This is a genomic window from Variovorax sp. LARHSF232 (assembly GCF_052871435.1).
Map to the genome: position 1 here is coordinate 165935 of NZ_JBIXJS010000006.1, position 18551 is coordinate 184485.

An 18551-nucleotide genomic window follows, 5' to 3' on the forward strand; every position below is an offset into this window, starting at 1 on the left:
ACTTTCCAGGAGTGAATCAATGAGCATCCAGACCGTCGGCATCATCGGCGCCGGAACCATGGGCAACGGCATTGCACAGGCTTGCGCGGTGGCGGGCATCCGCGCCGTCATGATCGATATTTCGCAGGGCGCGGTCGACAAGGGCATCGCCACCGTCGCGAGCAGCCTGGATCGGCTGGTCAAGAAAGAGAAGCTGACGACCGAGCAGAAGAGCGCCGCGCTGGCCCTCATCAAGGGCTCCACCCAGTACGAGGACCTGAAGGAGGCCCAGCTGGTGATCGAGGCGGCCACCGAGAACCATGCGCTCAAGCTGAAGATCCTGCAGCAGATCGACACGATGCTGGCGCCCGAGGTGATCATCGCCTCCAACACCTCGTCGATCTCCATCACCAAGCTGGCCGCGTCGACCTCACGCCCCGACCGCTTCATCGGCATGCACTTCTTCAACCCGGTGCCGATGATGGCGCTGGTGGAGATCATCCGCGGCTATCTCACCAGCGACGAGACGCACGACAAGGTGCAGGACCTGTCCGAGCGCCTGGGCAAGTCGCCCATCACGGTGAAGAACGCACCGGGCTTCGTGGTCAACCGCATCCTGGTGCCGATGATCAACGAGGCCTTCTTCGTGCTGGCCGAGGGCGTCGCCACGGCGGAAGACATCGATGCCGGCATGAAGCTGGGCTGCAACCAGCCGATTGGCCCGTTGGCGCTGGCCGACATGATCGGCCTGGACGTCTGCCTGGCCGTGATGGAGGTGTTCCTGGAGGAGTTCGGCGATTCCAAGTACCGCCCCTGCCCGCTGCTGAAGGAAATGGTGGCCGCCGGCCAGCTCGGCCGCAAGACCGGCCGTGGTGTCTACACCTACTGAGACGCGGCCATGAGCGTCGTCACCCCCACCACCCCACCGGCCGAAGGCTGCATCGACACCGAGGTGCGCGGCCACGTGCTGTTGATCGGCATCAACCGCCCGGCCAAGCGCAATGGCTGGACGGCGCCGATGTTCCGCCAGTTGGCAGAGGCCTACACCCGGCTGGACGACGACCCGGAGTTGCGGGTGGGCGTGCTGCATGCCTTTGGCGACCATTTCACCGCCGGGCTCGATCTGCCCGCCATCACCGAATACATGAAGCGCGGCGAGAAGGCGGTGCCCTTCGGCCTGGTGGAGCCGCACGACCTGGGCATGCCCGGCTACCGGCGCCGCACCAAGCCGATGGTGGTGGCGGTGAAGGGCATCACCTTCACCGTCGGCATCGAGCTGATGCTGGGCGCCGACATCGTGATCGCGGCCGACGACTGCCGCTTCTCGCAACTGGAAGTGCAGCGCGGCATCATGGCCACCGGCGGCGCCACCTTGCGCATGGCCGAGCGCGCGGGCCTGGGCAATGCAATGTTGCATCTGCTCACGGCTGACGAGTTCGGCAGCGCCGAGGCGCTGCGCCTCCACTTCGTGCAGAAGGTGGTGCCGGCGGGCCAGGAGCTGGAAGAGGCGCTGCGACTTGCCGAGCGCATCGCCGCACAGGCGCCGCTGGCCGTGGTGGCGACGCGCCAGAACGTGCTGAAGGCCGTGGAGCACGGTCCGCTGGCCGCCATGGCCGATTTCATCGAGACGCAAAAGCGCCTGTCCAACAGCGAAGACGCGGCCGAGGGCGTGCGCTCCTTCATCGAGCGCCGGCCCTCCCGGTTCACGGGGCGCTGACGCCTTGACCCTGCACTGCGCAGGGTTTGTGTCGGCAATTAGATTGCGCACAATTGAATTGAACACTACAATTCAATCCATGCCAGCGAAGACTCCCACCTCTTCAAGCTCGAACGCAGACGACATGCTGCGGCTCGACAACCAGCTGTGCTTTGCCATCTACTCGGCGTCGCTGGCGATGACACGGCTGTACAAGCCCATGCTCGAGCAGCTCGAACTCACCTACCCGCAGTACCTGGTCATGCTGGTGCTGTGGGAACAAGACGGCCTCATGGTGTCCGAGCTGGGCCGGCGCCTGTCGCTCGATTCCGGCACCCTCACGCCCCTTCTCAAGCGCCTGGAGGCCTCCGGCTACGTCAGCCGCATCCGCGACGTCAAGGACGAGCGGCGCGTGCACATCAGCCTCACCGCCGCCGGGCGCCGCCTGAAGGCGCGCGCCGCCAAGGTGCCGGCCTGCCTGATGGCGGCCAGCCAATGCTCGGTCGACGAATTGGTGTCGCTCACCCACCAGGTGCAGCAGTTGCGCGACCGCATCCAGGCAGCCTGATCTCTTTCTCTCTCCCCCAACCACCCTCCCCCAACCCAAGGAAGTCTCGACATGACCACCCAACTCGACAAGGTTCTCTACACCGCCCAAGCCCACACCGTGGGCGGCCGCGACGGCGCCGGCAAGTCCAGCGATGGCGCCATCGACGTCAAGCTGAGCTCGCCCGGCTCCGGCAAGCCCGGCACCAACCCCGAGCAGCTGTTCGCCGTGGGCTATGCCGCCTGCTTCATCGGCGCGATGAAGGCCGTCGGCCCGAAGATCGGCGTGAAGGTGCCGGAAGACGTGGCCATCGACTCCAGCGTTTCCCTGGGCCCGACGAACGGCGGCGCCGCCTACGGCATCGCCGTGAAGCTGGCCATCACCCTGCCCGGCCTGGACGCCGACGCCAAGCAGAAGCTGGTCGACGCCGCCCACCAGGTCTGCCCCTACTCGAACGCCACGCGCGGCAACATCGACGTCGAACTGACCATCGCCTAAGGCAGCATGGCCAAGCTTGTCGCCCACGTCGCGGTATTCCTCGTCGCGATCGAACATGTCTACATCCTGGTGCTGGAGATGTTCCTGTGGAACAAGCCGGCCGGCTTGCGGGCCTTCGGCCAGACGCAGCAGATGGCCGACGCCACCAAGGTGCTGGCCGCCAACCAGGGGCTGTACAACGGCTTCCTGGCGGCGGGCCTGTTCTGGGGCCTGGCCACGCAGAACCGCACCTTCATGATCTTCTTCCTGGCCTGCGTGATCGTGGCCGGCGTGTATGGCGGGCTCACCGCCGCGCGCAAGATCCTTTACATGCAGGCGCTGCCGGCGGCCGTTGCGCTGGCCCTGGTGCTGGCCTTCGCTTGAAGCCCTTTGTCCGGCGTCGCCTTTGCGACGCCGGACACATGCGCGTCATCCGTCAAGGCGCCCATGCGCGCTAAGCTTCTTTCACCACTCAAGGCAAGGAGCCGACGATGCGCACCATCACCCTGCAGACCCGCAAGGACGCACTGGCCACCACGCGCTTGCACCAAAGCGCGGACACGCCGCTGGCGCCCGGACAGATCCGCGTCCGGATCGAAACCTTCGCCCTCACCTCGAACAACATCACCTATGGCGCCTTCGGTGATTCGATGAACTACTGGGGCTTCTTCCCGACCGGCGAAGAAGGCTGGGGCACGATTCCCGTGTGGGGTTTTGGCGCGGTGGTGCAGTCCGCGCATCCGGGCGTGGCAGTGGGCGAGCGCTTGTATGGCTACTTTCCGCTGGCCGACCAGGTGGTGCTGCAACCCGATCGCCTGCGGCCCGACAGCTTTGTCGACGCCGCAGCGCACCGCGGCGAGCTGCATGCGGTCTACAACCGCTACAACCGCTGCGCGTCCGACCCCTTCTACACGGCGGACAGCGAAGACATCCAGGCGCTGCTGCGCCCGCTGTTCACCACCTCCTGGCTGATCGACGACTTCCTGGCGGACAACGAATTCTTCGGCGCCGACAGCGTCATCCTGTCGAGCGCCTCCGCCAAGACCGCCTACGGCACCGCATTTCAACTGGCGCAGCGCCCCGGCATCCAGGTGACCGGCCTGACCTCGCCGGCCAACAAGGCCTTCTGCGAAAGCCTGGGCTGCTATTCGCGCGTGCTCGCCTATGACGAGCTGGACCGGATCGCACCCGATACCGCCTGCGTCTACGTGGATTTTTCCGGCAGCGCCAAGCTGCGCCGCGCCATCCATACCGGCTTTGTCAACCTGCGCCATTCCGCGGTGATCGGCGGCACGCATGTCGATGAGATCGGCGGCGGCGCCAAGGACCTGCCCGGCCCGCGCGCCACCTTCTTCTTCGCGCCCAACCAGATCAAGAAGCGCCACGACGACTGGGGCGCCGCCGGCTTCACCGACCGGCTGATGACCGCCTGGCGCGCCTTCACCGCCAAGGTGAGCGACCCTGCCGCCCCCTGGCTCGTGCCCACGCAGCACCGCGGCGCGCAGGCTGCGCAATCCGCCTACGCGCAGGTGCTCGCCGGCCGCAGCGACCCGCGCGCGGGACACATCCTGTCGCTGATCGAGCCCAACGCACGCTGATCGTCGCCCAGGCGCGGGCGACAATCGCGCCATGACCTCCCCCGCCGCCGAATTGGCGCATCACCCTTACGAAACGCTCACGCCCGACGTGGTGCTGGATGCGCTGGCCACGCTCGGCCTGCATGGCGACGGCCGCCTGCAGGCGCTCAGCTCCTACGAGAACCGCGTCTACCAGATCCACCTGGAAGACCAGCGCGTCGTGGTCGCCAAGTTCTACCGGCCCGGCCGCTGGAGCGAAGCGCAGATCCTGGAAGAGCACACTTTCTCGGCCGAGCTGCTGGCCGCCGAAGTGCCCGCGGTGGCGCCGCTGACACTGGAAGGCGCCACCTTGCACCGGCATGCCGGCTTCGATTTCAGCGTGAGCCCCTACCGCGGCGGCCGCGCGCCGGAACTGGACGATTTCGAGGTGCTGGAATGGATCGGCCGCTTTCTGGCGCGCATCCACACCGTGGGTGCCGGCGCGGCTTTCGCACTGCGGCCGACGCTGGACTTGCAAGGCTTCGGCATCGCCTCGCGCGACTGGCTGTTGCGCAACGACATGGTGCCGCTGGACGTGCAGCGCGACTGGGAGATCGCCTGCAACGAGGCGCTGGAAATGATCGCGGCCACCGCCCTGTCGGGCGACGACGGCAAGCAAGGCGGCATGCGCCAGCTGCGCCTGCATGGCGATTGCCACCCCGGCAACATCCTGTGGACGCCCACCGACCGGCCGGACGGCGGCCCGCATTTCGTCGACCTGGACGACGCGCGCACCGGCTTCGCGGTGCAGGACCTGTGGATGCTGCTGTCGGGCGACCGGGCGCAGCGCACCGGCCAGCTGTCGGGCCTGCTCGAGGGCTACGAGCAATTCCGCGAATTCGACCGGCGCGAGCTGGCGCTGATCGAGCCGCTGCGCACCCTGCGCCTCGTCCACTACAGCGCCTGGCTGGCCCGGCGCTGGCAGGATCCGATCTTTCCGATCAACTTTCCCTGGTTCGGCTCCAGCGACTACTGGAAAGGCCAGATCCAGATGCTGCAGGACCAGTGCGAGGCGATGGCGGAGGAACCGCTGTACGGTTGATCTCCCCAGGTGCGGGCGGCGCAAGAGAGGCTTGCGGGTTGTCGCCTTTAGAGCAACAATCGTCGCCTAATGAGCAACAATTCTTCCTTGATGGATCTGCTGTTTCCGGCCGCCAGACAGCGGGCACTGGCTGTGTTGCTGCTGGAACCGCAAGCGGCTTTTCATCTGCGCGAGCTGGCGCGGCGCACGGGCAGCCACGCCGGCACACTGGCGCGAGAACTGGACAAGCTGACGCATGCCAGCCTGCTTCTGCGCCGTGAGCAGGGCAATCAAGTGCGCTACCAGGCCAATACCAGGCATCCACTGTTTGACGACCTTGCATCCCTTTTCCGCAAGACGCATGGCGTGGTGCCAGCGCTGCGCGAGGCGCTCACGCCGCTCATTGCGCAGATTCGCGTGGCACTGGTGTTCGGCTCTATGGCGCGCGGCACTCCCTCGGCGGACAGCGACGTGGACGTGCTGGTTCTTGGCAGTGTGGGGTTTGCCGAGTTGGCGCAGGCGCTGTACCCGTTGCACGAGGCTCTGGGCAGGGAGGTCAACCCAGTGCTCTACACACCCGACGAATTTGCCAACCGGGCGCGCACAGGCGATGCGTTTGCACGCGACCTGCTTGCAAAGCCAAAACTATTCGTGAAGGGAGATGACCATGAGTTTGCAGAACTTGTTGGCGATCGGACGCCTGCAGGCCCACACACCTGATGCAGCGGGCATTGCCAAGCTGCTGCAAGCCGCGCGCCGCAACCTGACGGACGCGCGCATCGAGCAGGTCAGCGCAGACAACCGCTTCGATGCGGCCTACAAATCCATCATGCAGTGCGCCATGCTGGGCTTGTGGGCCAACGGCTTTCGAACAGCCACCAGTCAACCTGGTCATCACCAGACGGCCATCCAGAGCCTGGGCACGACGATGAGCGTGACGCAGCAGGACATCATCGTGCTGGACGCGCTACGCCGACAGCGAAATGCCAGCGACTATGAGGGCGATCCGGTCTCCACGGCCACTCTCGAGGCCTGCATGGCCGCAGGCGCGCGATTGCTGGGGCACACGAAACGATGGTTGCAAGAACATCGCCCGGACCTGATGCGCCTTTCATGAATCAGAGCGCCGGCGCGCTCGGTGCCGGGAGGCTCCGTCGATGGCCTTGGCCAGCGGGCCCCAATCGTGCCGTCCAGGCTCACAGGCGCGGCAGCACCTGTCCGACATCCGGTGCGCGCAGGCAGACCCAAACTGGCAACTGGTCTCTGACTTGCACCCCAGGAGCCCGCCATGATCCGCAAGCTCGCCTCCGGCGAATACCGCCTGTACTCCCGCAAGACCGACCCGCGCACCGGCACGCGGCGCAACCTCGGCACCTTCGCCACGCGCGAGGCGGCCGAGAAGCACGAGCGCGAAGTGCAGTACTTCAAGCGGGGGCATTAGCCCCCCGGCTTTTCACTTCGCTTCGCTGCGTGTAATTCCCCCGTGGGGGAGACCCCACCTGAGGCCCGGCAAAGCCGGTTCCTCGGTGCGGGACCGGCATTTCGGCGCTTCGCGCCGTCGCCTTCAGGGCGGGGTCGACGGTCAGGCCAGCAGTGCGTTGACGCGCCGCACATAAGCGGCCGGGTCGGCCGGCAGGCCGCCCTCGGCCAGCAGGGCCTGGTCGAACAGGATGTGGGCCAGGTCGTCGAAATGAGCCGAGCCGTCCAGCTTCTTCACCAGCGGATGCTCGGCGTTCACTTCCAGCACCGGCTTCAGTTCGGGCACCGGCTGGCCGGCCTGCTTGAGCATGCGGGCCAGCTGGGTGCTCATGCCGCCGTCCTTCACCACCAGGCAGGCGGGCGAATCGACCAGGCGGGTGGTGACACGCACGTCGTCGGCCTTGTCCTTGAGCGCTTGCTTCAGCTTCTCCAGCACCGGCTTGAACGATTCCGCGGCTTCTTCTGCCGCCTTCTTCTCGTCTTCGTCCTGCAACTTGCCTAGATCGACCGCGCCCTTGGCGACGCTTTGCAGCGGCGTGCCATCGAAGTCGTTCAGGTAGTTCAGCGCCCACTCGTCCACGCGGTCGGTCATCAACAGCACCTCGATGCCCTTCTTGCGGAAGATCTCGAGTTGCGGGCTGTTCTTGGCGGCCGCCAGGGTGTCGGCCGTGATGTAGTAGATGGCCTCCTGGCCTTCCTTCATGCGCGCCTTGTAATCCGCCAGGCTGACGCTGACGGTGTCGGTGCTGCTCGATGCAAAGCGCAGCAGCTTGGCAATGCGCTCGCGGTTGCCGAAGTCCTCGCCCAGGCCTTCCTTGAGGACTGCGCCGAACTCGGCGTAAAACGCGCCGAATTTCGCCTTTTCCTCATCGTTCTCGCCTTCTTTTTCCTGGCGCGCCAAGTCTTCCAGCATGGAAAGCACGCGCTTCGTGCTGCCTTCGCGGATGGCCTTCACGTCGCGGCTTTCCTGCAAAAGCTCGCGGCTCACGTTGAGCGGCAGGTCGGCCGAATCGATCACGCCCTTCACGAAGCGCAGATAGCTGGGCAGCAGCGCCTCGGCGTCGTCCATGATGAAAACGCGCTTGACGTACAGCTTGACGCCCGAGGCGCGCTCGCGATTCCACAGGTCCATCGGCGCCTTGGCGGGGATGAACAGCAGCTGCGTGTACTCGGTGCTGCCTTCCACCCGGTTGTGGCTCCAGGCCAGCGGCGCCTCGAAGTCGTGGCTCAGGGTCTTGTAGAACTCGGTGTACTGCTCGGGCGTGACATCCTTCTTGGGGCGGGTCCACAGGGCGCTGGCCTTGTTGACGGCTTCCCACTCGCCAGTTTTCACCATGGCGCCGGGCTGATCGTTCTCGCCTTCCTTCCACTCTTCTTTTTCCATCAGGATGGGCAGGGAGATGTGATCGGAGTACTTGCCGATGACGGATTTGAGCTTCCAGGCGTTCAGATACTCCTGCGCATCCTCACGCAGGTGCAGGATCACGCGGGTGCCGCGCTCGGCACACTCGATGTTCTCCACCTCGAAGTCGCCGGCGCCGCTGCTCACCCAGCGCACGCCCGCATCCGTGGGCAGGCCGGCGCGGCGCGATTCCACCGTGATCTTGTCGGCCACGATGAAGCCTGAATAGAAGCCCACGCCGAACTGGCCGATGAGCTGGGCGTCCTGCTTCTGGTCGCCCGACAGGCGGCTCATGAACTCCTTGGTGCCGCTCTTGGCGATGGTGCCCAGGTGCTCGATGGCTTCCTGGCGCGACATGCCGATGCCGTTGTCGCGAATCGTGAGCGTGCGCTTGCTTTCGTCAAAAGACACGTGCACCGACAGATCCGGTGCGTCCTCGTACAGGCTGCCGTCGTTGATCGCCTCGAAGCGCAGCTTGTCGCAGGCATCCGAGGCATTCGAGATCAGCTCGCGCAGGAAGATTTCCTTGTTCGAGTAGAGCGAATGCGTGACGAGGTGGAGGAGTTGGGCAACTTCGGCCTGGAACGGGAGTTTGCTGGTCGGGCTGGTCATGGCTTCTTGGAAGGGAACTTGATTTCGGGAAGGGTCAGGCACGTCACCGACTCGGGTGGTCGGCGCGCGGTGCCACCGAGATGGTGGCAGGGGCCCCATTTTCAATGCTTGGCGCCCCTGCCGCCCCAGGCGTGCGGCAGTTCACATCAGCTCGCAAACCGTCACAAGTTGGTGACAACTGCGCCGTGCGCTTTTTAACGTTTGGAATTCTATTTGTATGAATCTACCCACAACTAGGTAGGAACTTGCCTACACTTCCGCCGCTCGAGTGGCCTTTAGTTCCAATTGTTAACCCTAGTGTCGCAAAAAACATCATGAAGAAGATTCTCCTCATCGCCGTCGCCGCCAGCCTGGCTTCCGCCGCCGCCTTCGCCGCGACCAACCCAGCAACCGCCACCTTCGACGTCAAGCTGACGGTCCTGAAGGCCTGCAGCGTGCTGGCTGGCGCAAGCTCCGACATCGATTTCGGCTCGCAGGATTCCACCGCCACCAACCTGCAGAACAGCAACACCATCAGCGTGACCTGCTCGAAGAACACGCCCTACACCATCGGCCTGACGCCCAGCAACAGCAGCACAGCCGGCGCCGGCGTGATGGCCGCGCAGAATGTGGCACCCGTGACCGGCAACACCGACACCGTGGGCTACCAGTTGCGTTCGGCCACCGGCCTGACCGGCGCCGTGTGGGGCAACACCAATACCGACGGCACGACCGTCGGCAACGGCGTCAGCGGCACCGGCAACGGCGCGGCGAAGTCGCATACCGTCTACGCCACTGTGCCGAGCATGAACGTCACGCCTGACGCCTACAAGGACACCGTCACGGTGACCGTTCGTTACTGATCAGCCCTGAACTCCGAGAGACTCGTCCAGTGAAGCGACTTCGACTGCTTGCGCTACTTGTCCTGGGCGCGGTGCTCCTTGGCCAGGCCAATGCCAGCGGTCTGCAGGTCGCCCCCACCTCGCTCACCCTGCAGGCCACGCAAAACGCCGAAGGCCTGTGGCTGAGCAATACCGGCGACATCCCCGTCACCGCGCAGGTTCGGGTCTATCGATGGACCCAGGAAAACGGCGAGGACAAGGAAGCGCCCTCGCGCGAAGTGCTGGTCAGCCCGCCCATGATCCAGCTGGCGGTCGGCGACCGCCAGCTGATCCGCGTGATCCGCACGGGCCCGCCCCCTGCCAATTCGGAGGCCGCGTACCGCGTGGTCATCGACGAGTTGCCGGTCCCCGACACCGGGCCGAAAAAGGGCGTGCAGTTCGTGCTGCGCTACTCGGTTCCCGTCTTCATGGCACCGGCCAGCGGGGCCAGTCCCCAACTGAGCTGGAAGATGCGCCGCGAAGGCGCGAACGCGGTGCTCGAAGTGGCCAACACCGGCGGCATGCACGCCCAGCTGGCCGACCTTCAATTTGCCGACAGCCGCGGCCGCCGCACCGAGGTGCACCCCGGCCTGCTGGGCTACATCCTGCCGGGCGCCCAGATGCGCTGGCGGATCAAGCCACCAGCCGCCACCTTTGCCGCCGGCGGCACCCTCGATACCTTGATCAATGGCAGCGCGACGCAGCAGAACCTTCCGCCGATCGAGCCCGCGCGCTGACCAACTTCTCCCCTACCTGCTGTTCGCTCTCGCTGCCCACCCCGCCGGTGCGGCGGCGGGGCCGGACGCAGCCCGGGACACGGTCTTGCTGGCACAGGCCGACCCGCAGGTGGCGGGGCCGCGCGGCGGCGACCTGATCCTGGAGCTGACGCTCAACGGCAATACGCGGGGCCTGGTACAGTTCGGCCTGCGCGACGGCGAACTCTGGGCCAGCGCCGCCACCCTCCGCCAGTTGGGCTTCGTGCTGCCGGCCAGCGCCACCGACCCGGTTCGCCTGAACAGCCTGCCCGGCGTGGTGGTGCGCTACAACGCGCAGCGCCAGACGGTGGAAATCACCGCCACGGCCGAAGCACTGCAGCAGGGACGCACGGTGGTGAACACCAACGAGATCCCGGTGCCCGAGGCCAATGCCTCGCCCGGCCTGGCGCTCAACTACGACCTGTACGGCACCCGGGGCCAGCACGACAGCACCAGCCTCAATGCCTTTGCCGAGCTGCGCGCCTTCAGCGGCAAGTCGGTGTTCAGCAACACCTTCCTGACGCAAGGCAACCGAACCGAGTTCGACGGCTGGCAGCAGAAGTCGGTGCGGCTGGACACCACCTGGAGCCGGTCCTTCCCGGAGGACATGGTCACCCTGCGGGTGGGCGACACCACCACCGCCGCGCTGGCCTGGTCGCGCCCCACCTTGATCGGCGGCGTGCAGCTGTCGCGCAACTTCGCGCTGCAGCCTTACCGCACCACCACGCCGATTCCGGCCTTCCTCGGCTCGGCCGCCCTGCCCTCGCAGGTCGAGGTGTATGTGAACGGCATGAAGCAGTACACCGGCCAGTTGCCGTCCGGCCCCTTCCAGCTCAACACCGTGCCGGGCATCAGCGGCGCCGGCAACGCCCAGGTGGTGCTGACCGACGCCTTCGGCCGTGCCACCACGCTCGACTACTCGCTTTACGACGTGCAGCAGCGCATGCTGCAGGCCGGGCTGTCGGACTGGTCGGTGGACGTCGGCGCGGTACGCCAGAACTACGGCTTCCGCTCCTTCGACTACGCCAACGATCCGGCGGCCAGCGGAACCTGGCGCTACGGCCTGAACAACAGCCTGACGATCGAGACGCACGCGGAAAGCACGCGCGATCTCGTCACCGCCGGCGCCGGCGCGGTCTATCTGATCGGCCCGCGAGCCGGCGTGGTCACGGCCGCGGCCGCGCACAGCCGCAACGAGAGCCGGGAAGGCTCGCTTTTCAATCTCGGCTATTCCTGGCGCAGCAACCAGTTCAACTTTGCACTGGAAGGCACGCGCACCCAGGGCGAATACCGCGACGTCGCCTCGCTCAACGGCGCTCGAGGCCCCGACCGCTCGGGCCGCGCATCGGTCGGCTACGGCACCGAGCAACTCGGCAGCTTCGGCCTGAGCTACCTGTACCTGCGCTACCCCGGCGAGCAGGCCACGCGCTACGTGGCCGCCAACTGGGCGCGCTCGCTGGGCGCGCGCGGCTCGGTCAGCGTCAGCCTCAACCAGGACTTGAACGAGCGCAAGAACAGCAGCGTCTTCGTCGGCTTCACCTATGCGCTGGACGGCAACATCACGACCGGCGTGGGCGCGCAGCACGACCGCGACCGCACCATCTATACCGCCAACGCGCAGCACTCGGCGCCGACCGAGGGCGGCTTCGGCTGGCGCGCTGCCGGCCAGTATGGCGACAAGGACATCAACGGCGGCGCTGCCGAGGTCGACTACCTGGGCCGCTACGGCCGCGCCCTGGCCGGCGTCAACGCGATCGGCGGCAGCAGCTACGCCTATGCGGGCGCCACCGGCTCGCTGGTCTTCATGGGTGGCCAACCCTTTGCGGCACGCCGCATCGACGACGGCTTTGCCGTGGTCTCCACCGACGGCATGGCCGGCGTGCCGGTCAAGCTGGAGAACCGGCTGATCGGCACCACCGACGGCAAGGGCATGCTGCTGGTGACGCCGCTCAATTCGTATCAGAACAACCAGCTGTCCATCGATCCGATGCATTTGCCGGCGGACGTGCGGGTCGAGCGCGTCAAAACCGTTGCCGCTCCGACCGACCGGGCCGGCACGCTGGTGGAATTCGGCGTCAAGCCGGTGCGCGCGGCGGCGCTGATCCTGGTGGATGAAAAGGGCGAGTTCCTGCCGGTCGGCTCGGCGGTGCGCGCCAACGGCAAGGCCGGCACGGCGCTAGTGGGCTTCGATGGCGCCACTTACCTGGATACGCTCGAGGCACGCAACACGATCGAGGTGCAGACGCCGGCCGGCCTGTGCGCCACGCGCTTCGACTACGTCAAGAATGGAAATGACATTCCGCAGATCGGCCCGCTGCGCTGCGTCAAGGAGATCCCGTGAGGATGAACATGAGTGATTCACAGCGCTGGCGGCACCTGCTGATGGGCGTGCTGCTGTGCGCGGCGTTCTGGGGCCTGCCGGCGCGCGAGGCCTCGGCCGCGCCCTCCTGTTCGGCCACCATGACCGCGCTGAACTTCGGCAATGTCGACCTGGTGAGCGGCGGCACGATCACGGCGTCCGCCACGCTGAACTACACCTGCAGCAACGACAACGGCAACGCGCGCTACGCGCGCCTTTGCTTCAACATCGGCGACGGCTCCGCCTCCCAGGCTTCGGCCGGCGGGCACTGGGATCCCCGCATCCTGCGCGACGGCGCGGCCAACGAGATGAACGTGCAGTTCTACCAGGGCGCGACCTCGGCCATCTGGGGCTCTACCACCCAGCCGATTTCCGACGCCTTTGATGTCACCTTGACCCTGCCGCAACGGGTCAGCATTTTCACGCCCAGCGTGACCACCGGCAGCTTCACCCTGCGCGGCCAGATCAACACCGGCCAGGCAGGCCTGCCGCCCGGCCTGTACCAGAGCAGCTTCACCGGCAATCACACGGCCTTTCGCTACGGCATTGCCAACAGTTCGGGCGCCGTGCCGGGGGACTGTGCCTCCGTTGGCACCGACGGCGGCACTTTCGGCTTCACCGCATCGGCCAACGTGGTCAAGAGCTGCCTGGTCTCGGCCGACCCACTGGATTTCGGCACGGTCGACGGCATCGCCTCGTCCACCAACATCGACTCGACGACCACCATCCGGGTGATCTGTTCCAAGCCGACGGCCTATAACGTGCTCTTGATCCCATCCAACGGCGACACCGGCGGCTCATCGGCCATGAAGGGACAGACCGCCGGCAATACCGACACCGTGCCGTACCGCCTGTACAGCAATGCCGCGCGCAGCATCGCCTGGGGCAGCCTTGCCGCCAACGACGTATCGGGCACTGGAACCGGACTCACCCAGTCCCTCACCGTCTATGGCCGCGTGCCGGGGCTGCCCAATGTGCAGGCGGACAGCTACAAGGACGTGGTGACGGTCAACGTCACTTACTGACGGCAGCCAGCCAGCCGGCTAGCACGCGCGGGGCCCGGGTCCATCCGGGCAACAAGCCGCCAAACCTGCCTCTCTTTGGGGAATAAATTCTCGGCTTCCGCGGGCACCATGGACGGGTCATGCCGTTCACACTTGCCGACCATCGCGAGGAGCGCGAACATCTCCCCCAGCCGGAGGGAAGGCCCGACGTCGGCCTTCGCCTCACCGCGCTGGCGGCGGCGGAACGGTCTCCGGATGTCCACCCAGGGGGAGGAGCGCCCATGTCGCGAAGCAGCGCACTGTTCGGCCACCCCTATTTGCACGCGGCCCTGGCCACGAGCCTGCTGCTGCCGCTTCAGGGCGCGGCGCAGGCGCCGGCCGCGGGCGCCAAGAGTGCTTCGTCCGGCTTCGGCGTCATGCTGACGGTGCGGCCGTCTTTTCGCATTCTCGAAACCAGCCCGGTGCCCGGCGGCTACCAGTACCGCGTGTGGACCAACATGAAGACGGTGCAGCTCAACGGCCGCGACTACCGCTTCGAGCGCGTGGGCGAAACCACGCTGGTGGTGCCCGGCGCGCTCATCGAGCCGCCCGCGCAACAACCGGGTTCCTGAGGCTGCCTCAGCTGCCTGGACGCGCTGGCGGCCGCGGGGCCGTCGAGCTTCCGGTCGACTCCGAACCCGCACCGCCATGCGAACGCGCTGCGTTCATGGCGCCTTGCCGGACTTCGTCGGAATTGGTCGCTGCACTGGTGGGCGCCGGCGCCGTCGAACCGCCGGTGCTCTCGCTGCCGGCGCCGCCATGGCTGCGTGCGGCCTCGATCGCAGCACGCTTCACTTCGGGGCGCTCGGGCGAATTCAGTTGCATGGGACGGTAATCACTGCCGTCGCTGGTCTGCTGCTGTTGTGTCTGTGCACCTGCACTGCCCACGACGGCCAGGCCGCCGAGCAGGGCCATGGAGATGAGTTGGCGGGAAGTGCGCATAGTGGCCTCCTGGTTGGAAGATCGGATGCGACCACTCTAGGCAACAAGACTGAGCTGGCAGTGAGCGAAGAATGAGCTGAGCGTGAGCCCCGCCACCCGGCGCCTCAGGCTGCTGCGCGCAGGTGCACACGCGCGATCAATCCCCTCGCGTCGTCCCGATTGCGCAGCTCGATGCGAAGCCCGTGGCGCTTGGCCGCGCCCTGCGCGATGGCCAGGCCCAAGCCGCTGCCGCCGGATGGCGCACCCGGCACGCGAAAGAAGCGGTCGAACACGCGGCCGATCAGTTCGGGCGCGATGCCGGGGCCGTTGTCCACCACGTCCACCACCGGCTGGCCCTGCATCGCATGCAGGCGCACGTCCACCATGCTGCCGTCAGGGGCGTAGCGCACCGCGTTGTCGATCAAGTTGTCGAACAGGCTGCGCAGCTCGGCCACCGGCACCGCCACCCGCGGACCGACCGGGCCCAGCGCTTCCGTCTCGAAGCCGAGGTCGACATGGCGCCGGTCGGCCAGCGGCATCAGCTGGCCGACGCTCTCGCGCAGCACCGCCGCCAGGTCGACACCGTCGGCGCCGTCGGCCGGGCGCGGCGCGTCCTGGCGCGACAGGTGCAGCAGCTGTTCGCTCAGATGCCGCGCGCGCGTCACGCCGGCCTCCAGCTGCGCGAAGCGCTCGGTGGCCTCGCCGGGCGGGATCAGCGCGCGCAGGTTCTCGATCTGCAGGCCGATGGCCGTGATGGGCGTGCGCAGCTCGTGCGCCGCATCCTGCACGAAGCGGCGCTGCGCCGCGAAGGCGTCGCGCAGCCGGGCCAGCAAGGTGTTGAAGGCGGCGACCAGCGGGCCGATCTCCTCGGGCACTCGCTGAACCGGGACCTCGGCCAGGCTGTGCTCGTCCTGCGCCGCAATCTCGCGCGCCACCACGCGCAGCGAGCGCGAACCGGCCGCCACGATCAGCCAGAGCACCAGCAGCAGGATCGGCAGCAGCAGCACGATCGGCAGGCTCTCCAGCAAGGCCCGCCGCGTCGCCCGGTGCTGGCGAAAGCTCGCGCTTTGCACCACCTGCACGCGCGGCTGATCCGCCAGCGGCCCGGGCCGCGCGGTGTAGACGCGCCAGTGCTCGTCGCCCGTGGCGCCCCAGGCCACGGTGTGCAAGCCCGGCTCGGCCTGCAGCGGCAGTGCCAGCGCCGGCCAGGAACTCGCCAGCAGTTCCTGGCCGTCGGCGCTCCAGAGCTGCACGACGAAGCTGCCGGCACGCACGGCCTTGACGTCGGCCAGCGGCTGCAGCACGCCCGGCCGGCCGCCGGCGTAGGACTCGGCCGTCAGCCGCATCTGCTCGTCCATGAAGGAGCCGATCAGCCGGCCATAGGCCAGGTAGGACAGGAGCCCGGTGACGGCCGTCGCCGCCAGGCACAAGGCCACCAGCCACCACCAGAGCTGGCGGCGCAGCGAATGCGGTCGGCTCATCGCCTTTCCTCAGGCGGCCAGCACGCGCCAGCCCAGCCCGCGCACGTTGCGGATCACCTCGGCGCCGAGCTTGCGCCGCATGCCGTGGATCAGCACGTCGATGGCATTGCTGGTCACTTCCTCGCCCCAGCCGTAGATGCGGTTCTCCAGCTGCTCGCGCGACAGGATGGCGCCCGGGCGCTCCAGCAGTGCGTGCAGCAAGGCGAATTCGCGCGCCGTCAGCGCCTCGCGGCGGCCGTTGACGAAGACTTCGCGGGTGCTCAGGTCCAGCTGCAACGCGCCGCTTCCGATCAGCGAATGCGCGCTGCCGTCGCGCCGCCGCACCACGGCGCGCATGCGTGCCAACAACTCGCGCAATTCGAAGGGCTTGCGCAGATAGTCGTCGGCGCCCAGGTCCAGGCCCAGCACCCGGTCGTCGAGCCGATCGCGCGCGGTCAGCACGATCACCGGCGTGGTGTCGCCGCGCTGGCGGGCGCAGCGCAGCACCTCGGTGCCGTCCTGCGCCGGCAGCCCCAGATCGAGCAGCACGCAGGTGTAGCCGCCGTCGGCCAGCGCACTCTGCGCCAGCGGGCCGGTGCGCACCCAGTCAGCCGACCAGCCCGCGCCTTCCAGCGCCTGCACCAGGCTGGCGCCGATCATCTCGTCGTCTTCTGCCACCAGCACGCGCACTGTGAACGTCCTTTCCAGGCAGCCAAGCCATATGCCGCGGCCGCGCTCTACCCTAGCGCGGATTTCTTAGTGGCGAGTGAGCAAGCCGCGCTCGATCTCAAGCAAATGTGGCTTTGCCACTTTGCTTGACCCCCACGGGGGGCGGGCCGGGCTGGCCCGGCCCTGGGGGCTCAGAAGCGCTCGCCCGGCGCCAGGTAGCGCCACTGCCCCTGCGGCAGATGCCCCAGCACCACGCGCCCGATGCGGATGCGCTTCAGGCCCACCACCTTGAGCCCGACCAACTCGCACATGCGGCGGATCTGCCGCTTCTTGCCTTCGGTCAGCACGAAGCGCAGCTGCTCCGGGTTCTGCCAATCGACCTGGGCGCGCTTGAGCGGCTGGCCGTCCAGGCTCAAGCCGTGGCGCAGCTTCTGCAACTGTTCGGGCGGAAACGCCGCCTGCGGGTTGGTGTTGACGGCGCCGTAGGCCACGCGCACCAGGTATTCCTTCTCCATACCGGAGTCTTCACCGATCAGCTGGCGCGCGATGCGGCCGTCCTGCGTCAGCACCAGCAGGCCCACCGAGTCGATGTCCAGCCGCCCGGCCGGCGCCAGGCCGCGCAGCTGCGTGGGCGTAAAGCGCAGGCCGCTGCCGTCGCCTTTCCAGTGCGTGCGCGGATTGATCAGCATCACCGCAGGCTCGTGGCCATCTTCTGCCTGGCCGCTCACATAGCCCACCGGCTTGTGCAGGAGGATGGTGACCTGCGCCGCCTGCTGGCCGCGCGCCTTGGGGTCGACCTCGATGCGGTCCTGCGGCAGTACCTTCAGGCCCATCGGCGCCGCCGCGCCGTTCACGCGCACCCAGCCGCGCTCGATCCATTCGTCGGCCTCGCGGCGCGAGCACAGGCCGAGCTCGGCCATTCTCTTATTGAGGCGAACGGGATCTTGGGCGTCGGACATGCGCACAATTCTCGCTCAGGCGCTTGGCTTCCCCCCTTTAAGATCCACGCATGGATTTTGTGGGGCCGAGGGGAGCGAAACCTGAGCGCGATGCGCTGCTGCTGGTCGACGACCATGAGCTGATTCGGCTCGGCTTGCGCACGCTCCTGCGCAATCAGGCCGCGCCGGCCGAAGAGCAGTTGCAGATCCTGGAGGCGGCCAACCTGGCCGAAGCCCTGGCCCTGTACGCCCGGCACGAATCGAAGATCCGCCTGGTGCTGCTGGACCTGGCCCTGCCCGACGTGCAGGGGCTGGAGGGCCTGGCGACCTTCTGGCGGCGCTTTCCGTCCGCGCGCGTGGCCGTGCTGTCCGGCTCGGCCAGCGAGGCCGAGGCCGCCCAGGCGCGCGCCCTGGGCGTGGCGGCCTTCCTGCACAAGTCGGCCGACCTGGGCGAAGTGCTCAGCTTCGTTCGCGCTTCGGGGCTGCTCAAGGCGCAGCCGGTCGGCGACGCGGCCCGCACGGGCCCGCTGGAAAGCCTCACGCGCCGCCAGTCAGAGGTGCTGGCCTGGGTGCTGCAAGGCCGCAGCAACAAGGAGATCGCCGTGCTGGCCCAGCTCAGCGAAGGCACGGTGAAGAACCATGTGTCGGCGCTCTTGCTGCTGCACGGCGTGCGCTCGCGCGCGCAACTCATCAGCCGGCTGCGCTGAAGGTGTCCAG

At 67.3% G+C, this 18551-nt stretch carries 21 protein-coding genes; 16 read left to right on the forward strand and 5 right to left on the reverse strand.

Annotation, left to right across the window (positions count from 1 at the left end; all coding sequences use genetic code 11):
- The first annotated feature begins 19 nt into the window (after positions 1 to 19).
- The 10 genes from ACIPRI_RS16900 to ACIPRI_RS16945 all read left to right on the forward strand — a co-directional run bounded on the left by ACIPRI_RS16900 (position 20) and on the right by ACIPRI_RS16945 (position 6777).
- The gene (locus ACIPRI_RS16900) at positions 20 to 868 is read left to right on the forward strand and encodes a 3-hydroxybutyryl-CoA dehydrogenase (RefSeq protein WP_446622624.1); all 849 of its coding nucleotides are present in this window, start codon (positions 20 to 22) and stop codon (positions 866 to 868) included.
- Positions 869 to 877: 9 nt separating this feature from the next.
- Positions 878 to 1696, forward strand: a complete 819-nt coding sequence (locus ACIPRI_RS16905; RefSeq protein WP_446622625.1) for a crotonase/enoyl-CoA hydratase family protein — start codon at positions 878 to 880, stop codon at positions 1694 to 1696.
- Positions 1697 to 1775: 79 nt separating this feature from the next.
- Positions 1776 to 2243 (forward strand): MarR family winged helix-turn-helix transcriptional regulator, encoded by a 468-nt coding sequence (locus ACIPRI_RS16910; protein ID WP_446622626.1) that lies wholly within the window; start codon positions 1776 to 1778, stop codon positions 2241 to 2243.
- Between the two features lie 51 nt (positions 2244 to 2294).
- On the forward strand, positions 2295 to 2720 hold the full coding sequence (locus ACIPRI_RS16915) for an organic hydroperoxide resistance protein (protein ID WP_446622627.1): 426 nt from the start codon (positions 2295 to 2297) through the stop codon (positions 2718 to 2720).
- A gap of 6 nt (positions 2721 to 2726) precedes the next feature.
- Positions 2727 to 3083: a DUF1304 domain-containing protein gene (locus ACIPRI_RS16920; protein ID WP_446622628.1), complete on the forward strand. Its 357-nt coding sequence runs from the start codon at positions 2727 to 2729 to the stop codon at positions 3081 to 3083.
- Between the two features lie 107 nt (positions 3084 to 3190).
- Positions 3191 to 4297 carry a DUF2855 family protein gene (locus ACIPRI_RS16925; protein ID WP_446622629.1) on the forward strand — a complete coding sequence of 369 codons (1107 nt, stop codon included), beginning with the start codon at positions 3191 to 3193 and terminating at the stop codon, positions 4295 to 4297.
- Between the two features lie 31 nt (positions 4298 to 4328).
- Positions 4329 to 5357 carry a serine/threonine protein kinase gene (locus tag ACIPRI_RS16930; RefSeq protein ID WP_446622630.1) on the forward strand — a complete coding sequence of 343 codons (1029 nt, stop codon included), beginning with the start codon at positions 4329 to 4331 and terminating at the stop codon, positions 5355 to 5357.
- A 69-nt stretch (positions 5358 to 5426) separates the two neighbouring features.
- Positions 5427 to 6056: a nucleotidyltransferase domain-containing protein gene (locus ACIPRI_RS16935; protein ID WP_446622631.1), complete on the forward strand. Its 630-nt coding sequence runs from the start codon at positions 5427 to 5429 to the stop codon at positions 6054 to 6056.
- Complete coding sequence (locus tag ACIPRI_RS16940) at positions 5998 to 6453, forward strand: DNA-binding protein (protein WP_446622632.1); 456 nt, start codon at positions 5998 to 6000, stop codon at positions 6451 to 6453. Before ACIPRI_RS16935 ends, ACIPRI_RS16940 begins: the two co-directional genes overlap by 59 nt.
- A 171-nt stretch (positions 6454 to 6624) precedes the next feature.
- Complete coding sequence (locus tag ACIPRI_RS16945) at positions 6625 to 6777, forward strand: hypothetical protein (protein WP_446622633.1); 153 nt, start codon at positions 6625 to 6627, stop codon at positions 6775 to 6777.
- 141 nt (positions 6778 to 6918) lie between these two features.
- Here ACIPRI_RS16945 and htpG read toward each other — a convergent pair whose 3' ends face one another.
- A complete protein-coding gene (gene htpG, locus ACIPRI_RS16950; RefSeq protein WP_446622634.1) occupies positions 6919 to 8829 on the reverse strand; it encodes a molecular chaperone HtpG in 1911 nt (636 codons plus the stop codon).
- Between the two features lie 314 nt (positions 8830 to 9143).
- On the opposite strand from htpG, the gene ACIPRI_RS16955 reads away from it, so the two are divergent.
- From ACIPRI_RS16955 to ACIPRI_RS16975, 5 genes are all read left to right on the forward strand, one after another.
- Positions 9144 to 9671, forward strand: coding sequence for a Csu type fimbrial protein (locus ACIPRI_RS16955; RefSeq protein ID WP_446622635.1), 528 nt, complete (start codon positions 9144 to 9146; stop codon positions 9669 to 9671).
- Between the two features lie 29 nt (positions 9672 to 9700).
- Positions 9701 to 10426 (forward strand): fimbrial biogenesis chaperone, encoded by a 726-nt coding sequence (locus ACIPRI_RS16960; protein WP_446622636.1) that lies wholly within the window; start codon positions 9701 to 9703, stop codon positions 10424 to 10426.
- Between the two features lie 85 nt (positions 10427 to 10511).
- Positions 10512 to 12785 (forward strand): fimbria/pilus outer membrane usher protein, encoded by a 2274-nt coding sequence (locus tag ACIPRI_RS16965; RefSeq protein WP_446622637.1) that lies wholly within the window; start codon positions 10512 to 10514, stop codon positions 12783 to 12785.
- Positions 12786 to 12793: 8 nt separating this feature from the next.
- Positions 12794 to 13828 carry a Csu type fimbrial protein gene (locus ACIPRI_RS16970; RefSeq protein WP_446622638.1) on the forward strand — a complete coding sequence of 345 codons (1035 nt, stop codon included), beginning with the start codon at positions 12794 to 12796 and terminating at the stop codon, positions 13826 to 13828.
- A 260-nt stretch (positions 13829 to 14088) separates the two neighbouring features.
- Complete coding sequence (locus ACIPRI_RS16975) at positions 14089 to 14418, forward strand: hypothetical protein (RefSeq protein ID WP_446622639.1); 330 nt, start codon at positions 14089 to 14091, stop codon at positions 14416 to 14418.
- 7 nt (positions 14419 to 14425) lie between these two features.
- Here ACIPRI_RS16975 and ACIPRI_RS16980 read toward each other — a convergent pair whose 3' ends face one another.
- The 4 genes from ACIPRI_RS16980 to ACIPRI_RS16995 all read right to left on the reverse strand — a co-directional run bounded on the left by ACIPRI_RS16980 (position 14426) and on the right by ACIPRI_RS16995 (position 17855).
- Entirely contained in the window at positions 14426 to 14788 is a 363-nt protein-coding gene (locus ACIPRI_RS16980; RefSeq protein ID WP_446622640.1) for a hypothetical protein, read from the reverse strand.
- A gap of 104 nt (positions 14789 to 14892) precedes the next feature.
- Positions 14893 to 16248 carry a sensor histidine kinase gene (locus ACIPRI_RS16985; RefSeq protein ID WP_446622641.1) on the reverse strand — a complete coding sequence of 452 codons (1356 nt, stop codon included), beginning with the start codon at positions 16246 to 16248 and terminating at the stop codon, positions 14893 to 14895.
- 9 nt (positions 16249 to 16257) lie between these two features.
- Positions 16258 to 16917, reverse strand: coding sequence for a response regulator (locus ACIPRI_RS16990; protein ID WP_446622642.1), 660 nt, complete (start codon positions 16915 to 16917; stop codon positions 16258 to 16260).
- Positions 16918 to 17087: 170 nt separating this feature from the next.
- On the reverse strand, positions 17088 to 17855 hold the full coding sequence (locus ACIPRI_RS16995) for a pseudouridine synthase (protein WP_446622643.1): 768 nt from the start codon (positions 17853 to 17855) through the stop codon (positions 17088 to 17090).
- A gap of 50 nt (positions 17856 to 17905) precedes the next feature.
- On the opposite strand from ACIPRI_RS16995, the gene ACIPRI_RS17000 reads away from it, so the two are divergent.
- Complete coding sequence (locus tag ACIPRI_RS17000) at positions 17906 to 18541, forward strand: response regulator transcription factor (RefSeq protein ID WP_446622644.1); 636 nt, start codon at positions 17906 to 17908, stop codon at positions 18539 to 18541.
- The last annotated feature ends 10 nt before the right edge of the window (positions 18542 to 18551 follow it).